Annotated in this window: 6 protein-coding genes; all 6 read left to right on the plus strand. The window is 70.1% G+C overall.

The annotated features are described in order from the left end of the window. The coding region (locus VFZ20_RS12250) for a fused MFS/spermidine synthase (protein ID WP_329684170.1) at positions 1 to 770 on the plus strand (770 nt) is incomplete at its 5' end. Between the two features lie 650 nt (positions 771 to 1,420). Further along, on the plus strand, positions 1,421 to 2,020 hold the full coding sequence (locus VFZ20_RS12255) for a PadR family transcriptional regulator (RefSeq protein WP_329684171.1): 600 nt from the start codon (positions 1,421 to 1,423) through the stop codon (positions 2,018 to 2,020). Further along, positions 2,020 to 2,169 (plus strand): hypothetical protein, encoded by a 150-nt coding sequence (locus VFZ20_RS12260; protein WP_329684172.1) that lies wholly within the window; start codon positions 2,020 to 2,022, stop codon positions 2,167 to 2,169. The genes VFZ20_RS12255 and VFZ20_RS12260 overlap by 1 nt, the downstream gene beginning before the upstream one ends. A gap of 40 nt (positions 2,170 to 2,209) precedes the next feature. Then, positions 2,210 to 3,001 (plus strand): DUF4184 family protein, encoded by a 792-nt coding sequence (locus tag VFZ20_RS12265; RefSeq protein WP_329684173.1) that lies wholly within the window; start codon positions 2,210 to 2,212, stop codon positions 2,999 to 3,001. 144 nt (positions 3,002 to 3,145) lie between these two features. After that, the gene (locus tag VFZ20_RS12270; RefSeq protein ID WP_329684174.1) at positions 3,146 to 3,706 is read left to right on the plus strand and encodes a hypothetical protein; all 561 of its coding nucleotides are present in this window, start codon (positions 3,146 to 3,148) and stop codon (positions 3,704 to 3,706) included. Continuing rightward, on the plus strand, positions 3,699 to 4,502 hold the full coding sequence (locus VFZ20_RS12275; protein WP_329684175.1) for a mycofactocin-coupled SDR family oxidoreductase: 804 nt from the start codon (positions 3,699 to 3,701) through the stop codon (positions 4,500 to 4,502). Before VFZ20_RS12270 ends, VFZ20_RS12275 begins: the two co-directional genes overlap by 8 nt. Positions 4,503 to 5,187 lie beyond the last annotated feature (685 nt).

Here is a 5,187-nt window from a genome sequence, read left to right on the forward strand (position 1 = left end):
GCTACAAGGTGATGGAGTACGAGCAGAACGGCGGGTTCCACGTGCTGCGCCACGGCAGCACCCTGCACGGCGCGCAGAGCCTGCAGCCGGAGCGCCGGAACACGCCGCTGACGTACTACCTGGAGCGGGGCCCGCTGGGGCAGATCTTCTTTGCCTCGGTGATGAAGCAGGGCGAGCGGCGCGTGGCCGTGGTGGGCCTGGGCACGGGGACGACGGCGGCGTACATCCAGCCCGGCGAGCAGTGGACGTTCTACGAGATCGACCCGGGGATCGAGCGCATCGCGCGCGACACGGCGTTCTTCACCTACCTGTCCGACGCGCCGTCGCCGCCGCGCGTGGTGCTGGGCGACGCGCGGCTCTCGCTGCAGGCGGACTCGGCGGCGCGCTACGACCTGATCCTGCTGGACGCGTTCAGCAGCGACGCCATCCCCGTGCACCTGGTGACGCGCGAGGCCCTGGACACGTACCTGTCGCGGCTGGCGCCGGGCGGCATCATCGCGTTCCACGTGAGCAACCGGTACCTCAACCTGGAGCCGGTGATCGCGGCCCTGGCGCGCGACCGCGGGCTGGCGGCGCGCGCCGGGCAGGGCCCGCCGGACCGCCGGTCCAACCTGTACGAGAGCAACTCCACCTGGATCGCCCTGGCCCGCCGCCTGGAGGACCTGGGCCCCGTGCTGACGCAGCGTCCCTGGTGGGAGCCCCGGCTGCAGGCGGGGCTGGAGACGTGGACGGATGACTATTCGAGCATCCTGACGGTGTTCGACTGGTGAGCGGCTGGAACTGCAGGGAATAGGGAACAGGGAACAGGGAATAGCCTGCAACGGCATCGGCGGAGGGGCACGGCGCGAAGCCGTGCCCCTTCGTGCGTCGTGGTCCATGCCGGCGAGGAATGGCTCGCGCCGGCAGCAGCCCGCCCCTCTCCCGGCCTCTCCCCGCTCGTTCCTCGCGGAGAGAGGAGACCTCACCGTGAGCTCCGGGATCCAGCGGATCGGGCGGAGTGTGTCTCGCCCGCGGAGGGCCCCCTCCCCCCGGCCCCCTGCCCCCGCTTCGCGGGGGAGGGGGAGAACTGCGCCCTGGTGCACGATCTCGCTTTCTCGCCAACCCCTCCCCCGAAGTTGGGGGAGGGGTCGACCGCCGTTGCGAGGAACGAGCAATAAGGCGGTCGGGGGAGAGGGCCCCGCGTCGCGCAGCGACGCGATCCATCCCGGTGTATGCGCTCCGTCATCTGCACCGATCCTGATCTCCTCCCTCTCCGCCTCACCCTTCGCGTCGCCGCTTCCGCCTCGCCCATCCGCCCTCACTCCCGATGTATCTTGCGATAGCTCTTACGATATATCTTGACGTCCGATATATCGCGAGTTATATCTTTCGATAGATCGTAAGTGGTTCGACTCATCCACCGGAAACGGGCGAGGCGACGATGTTCAGGGGACGTGACGACTGGGGCTGCGGCCCGCGGGGACGGCGGGGCGGGGGAGGACCGTGGGACTGGTTCGGCGGCGGGCCCGGCGGCCCGTTCGGGGGCGGCCCGTTCGGGCCCGGCGGGCCGCAGCGCGGCCGCATGTTCGGCCACGGCGACCTCAAGTTCGTGGTGCTCAACCTCCTCGCCGAGAAGCCGCGGCACGGGTACGAGATCATCCGCGAGCTGGAGGCGCGCTTTGCCGGCGCGTACTCGCCCAGCCCGGGGACGGTGTATCCCACGCTGTCGCTGCTGGAAGACATGGGCTACGCCCGCTCCACGGCGGAAGAGGGCAGCAGCCGCAAGGTGTACGAGATCACGGACGAGGGCCGAAAGTACCTGGAGGAGAACCGCTCCCTCGTGGACGAGATCTTTGACCGCGTGGACGAGTTCAGCGGGTTCGCCTTTGGCCCCACGATGGCCGCGCTGGGCGGGGCCTTCGCCGGACTGGGCCGCGCCGCCCTGCGCGCCGCCGTGCGCCACCAGGGCGACGAGCAGTGGGCCCAGCGCGCCCGCGAGATCCTGGAGCGCGCCGCCCGCGACATCGAGGGCCTGAACTGATGGACGCGGACGCCGACGATCCCGAGCCCGGCGCGCCCGTCCACCGCACGCCCTTCTACGGCCTGTGGCCCCGCTGGGCGGCGGACGACGAAGCGGAGTGGGCTGATGCGAAGGACGCCGCGTCCGCCGGGGCCCGGGCGGACGCCTAGCGCGGCGGCGGTCCGCGCCGTACATCGAACGCGCCGGCGGATGCACATCGCGTCCGCCGGCGCGTTCGCCATCCGCCTCCCATCCATCCGCTGCCCCATGCCGTTCACCATCGCGCACGCCGCCGCGGCGCTGCCTGTTCGCCGCGCGTGGCGCGCGCTGCCGCTGGATGCGCTGGTGCTGGGCGCCATGTCGCCGGACTTCGAGTACGTGCTGCGGCTGGCCGTTCAGGGCCGGTACTGGCACACGCCCTCGGGCTTGCTCCTGGCCTCCGTGCCCGCGACGCTCATCGCCGTCCGGCTCTGGCGCGCGCTTGTCCGCCCGGCGCTCGTTCCCCTGCTCCCGGCCGGCATGCGGCCCATCACGCGGCCGAGCTCATCCGCATCCGCCGTCCTCCTCGCGGCCGCCGCGGCGCTCGCCGGCGCGATTACGCACGTGCTGTGGGACGGATTTACGCACCGCACGGGCTGGGCGGTGATGCGAATGCCGGCGCTGCTGGAGCCCGCGTCCCCGCTGGGCCTGTCCGTGCCGTGGTACAACGTGCTGCAGCACGCCAGCACGCTCCTGGGCGGAACGGTGCTGCTGATCGCGTTCGGCGGATGGATGCGCCGCCATCCCCCGGAAGCGCGCCGGTTCGCGCCAGGGCAGGGACGCGCGCTCGTCCGCGCGGCGGCGATCATCATCGGCGCCGCCGTGCTGGCGTCGCTGGTGAACGGAGCGCGCGCGCTGGGCTCCGGGCCGGAATGGGTGCTGGGCTACGCCGCTGTCGGCGGGATGGCGGGGCTGGCGCTCGCCGCGACGGCGTACGCGCTGCTAAGCCGCATCCGCCCCTGACCGGCACGATCTGCCCCGCGCGAGAATCCGCCATTGTCGGCCGTCCCCTGTAACCTGTCCCCTATCCCCCGCCGTTCAGGCCGTTGCCCCCGCGCCGCACCCCGGAATATCTTCCAAAACCGTCCCCAACCGAGAACCCCCGCCATGCCCCGAATCCAGCCGCTGGACTACGCGCGGATGCCGCCCGACGCGGCCGCCGCCCACGACGCGCACCAGTCCGTGGGGCGCATCACCAACATGAAGCGCACGCTGCTGCGCTCCGTCCCCGCGTTCGACGCGCTGATGACGTGGTATCCGCTGCGCGACACCGTCAAGCCGTTCCTGGGCGACCGGCTGACGACGCTGTTCGCCCACGCCGTGAGCAGCGAGACGGACTGCCTGATCTGCTCCACGTTCTTTCGCCGTATCCTCATCGACAGCGGCGAGGATCCCGACGAGCTGCGGATGGACGAGCGCGAGGCCGCCGTGGTGGCGTTCGGGCGGGCGCTGGCGGTGACGCCGCATCGCATGCCGGACGCCGTGTACGACCGTGTGGCCGCGTACTTCAGCGACGAGCAGATGGTCACGCTCGTCGCCTTTGGCGCGCTGATGGTGGCCACCAACGTGGTGAACAACGCCCTGGGCGTGCCCCTGGACGACTACCTGCAGCCGTACCGCAAACAGGCCGCGAGCGTCGCGGCAGAAGGGATCGGGGCCCATGGCTGAGTTCTCGGGACGCGTCGCCTTCGTGACGGGCGCGGCGCACGGGCAGGGACGCGCGACGGCCATCGCGCTGGCAAAAGGCGGCGCGTCCATCGCGGCGTACGACGTGGCGCGGCCGCTGGAGTATCCCGGCTACGGCATGGGCACGTCGGCGGACCTGGAGTCGCTCAAGGCGGAGTGCGAGGCCGCGGGATCGGCGTGCATCGTCTTCGCGGGCGACGTGCGCGACGACGAGGCCGTCACCCGCGCCGTAGACGCCACGGTGGAGCGCTTCGGGCGCATCGACATCCTGTTCAACAACGCGGGCATCTGCGCCTACGGCCTGGCGCACGAGCTCACGGAAGAGGAATGGGATTCCATGATCGACATCAACCTCAAGGGCGCGTGGCTGGTGGCCCGGCGGGTGATCCCGGTGATGATCGCGCAGAAGTCGGGGACCATCATCAACAACTCGTCCGTCGCGGGCCTGCGCGGCATGCGCCGCCTGAGCCACTACGCCGCCAGCAAGTGGGGACTGACGGGGCTGACCAAGTCGTGGGCGCTGGAGCTGGCGCCGCACGGCGTCCGCGTGAACAGCATTCACCCCACGGGCGTCAACACGCCCATGAACGACGGCCTGGCGTGGCTGGAGGGCAAGACGGCCGAGGAGATCGCCGAGGCCAGCGCGGGCAACCTGCTGCCCGTCCCCTGGATCGAGCCCGAGGACGTGGCCGAGGCCGTTCTCTACCTCGCGTCCGACCGCGCCCGCTACGTCACCGGCACGCAGCTCGTGCTCGACGCCGGCCTGCTGACGCGGTAGACGCGCGTCCTCGACCCGTGCGGCCGGCGTCGATGGTCGGCGCCGGCCGCGCGCGAGTCGCGTGGATCAGCACTCCTTTGGACGATTAACGCTTGTCGAATGTTGTAATTCGGAGGCAGATGATCTTTCGGCTGGCGGGGATTTCTCGCGTGCCGCAGGGGCGCCATAGGTGGTACACAGGCAGGAGCTTGCGCGGCGGCTCCTCACAGGGTGGATCCCAACCTGCCTTCCAACGGAACCCAGGGAGCGTCATCCTAAGAGGGTGTTGCCAAACTTCGGGCTCGAAAGCGTCATCCTGAGGAGCCGCCGCGCGATGCCTGCCTGAGCTTGGTCCATGGCGGCGACGAAGGATCTTGTATGCGAGACTCGGCGCCGGCTTCGAGGCATGAAGCCGGCCCCGTGGTTTGGACACAAGATCCTTCGGTCGCGCCAAAGTCTTGCGCGTGTTCACGTTTGCGCGGCGCTCCCTCAGGATGACGCTTGCTGGGCTCCGTTGAAAGGCAGGTTTGGCAACACCCTCTCAGGATGACGCGTTCGAAACGCGAGGTTTTGCAACGTCCTCTCAGGATGATGCGTTCGGGTGATCGCAGTCAGCGGGGAAGCTCTCCTACCGGGAACCGGATAAACACATTGCGACACATTTCGTGACGGATTAGGTTGGGAGATGACGTCCTTTCCGGGACGC

This window comes from Longimicrobium sp. (genome assembly GCF_036280135.1).
GTDB lineage: Bacteria > Gemmatimonadota > Gemmatimonadetes > Longimicrobiales > Longimicrobiaceae > Longimicrobium.

What these genes read in the sequence shown, in the direction of transcription:
- VFZ20_RS12275 (WP_329684175.1), top strand. Translation starts at nt 3,699, where the DNA reads ATGGCTGAGTTCTCGGGACGCGTCGCCTTCGTGACGGGCGCGGCGCAC.
- VFZ20_RS12270 (WP_329684174.1), top strand. Translation starts at nt 3,146, where the DNA reads ATGCCCCGAATCCAGCCGCTGGACTACGCGCGGATGCCGCCCGACGCG.
- VFZ20_RS12260 (WP_329684172.1), top strand. Translation starts at nt 2,020, where the DNA reads ATGGACGCGGACGCCGACGATCCCGAGCCCGGCGCGCCCGTCCACCGC.
- VFZ20_RS12255 (WP_329684171.1), top strand. Translation starts at nt 1,421, where the DNA reads ATGTTCAGGGGACGTGACGACTGGGGCTGCGGCCCGCGGGGACGGCGG.
- VFZ20_RS12265 (WP_329684173.1), top strand. Translation starts at nt 2,210, where the DNA reads ATGCACATCGCGTCCGCCGGCGCGTTCGCCATCCGCCTCCCATCCATC.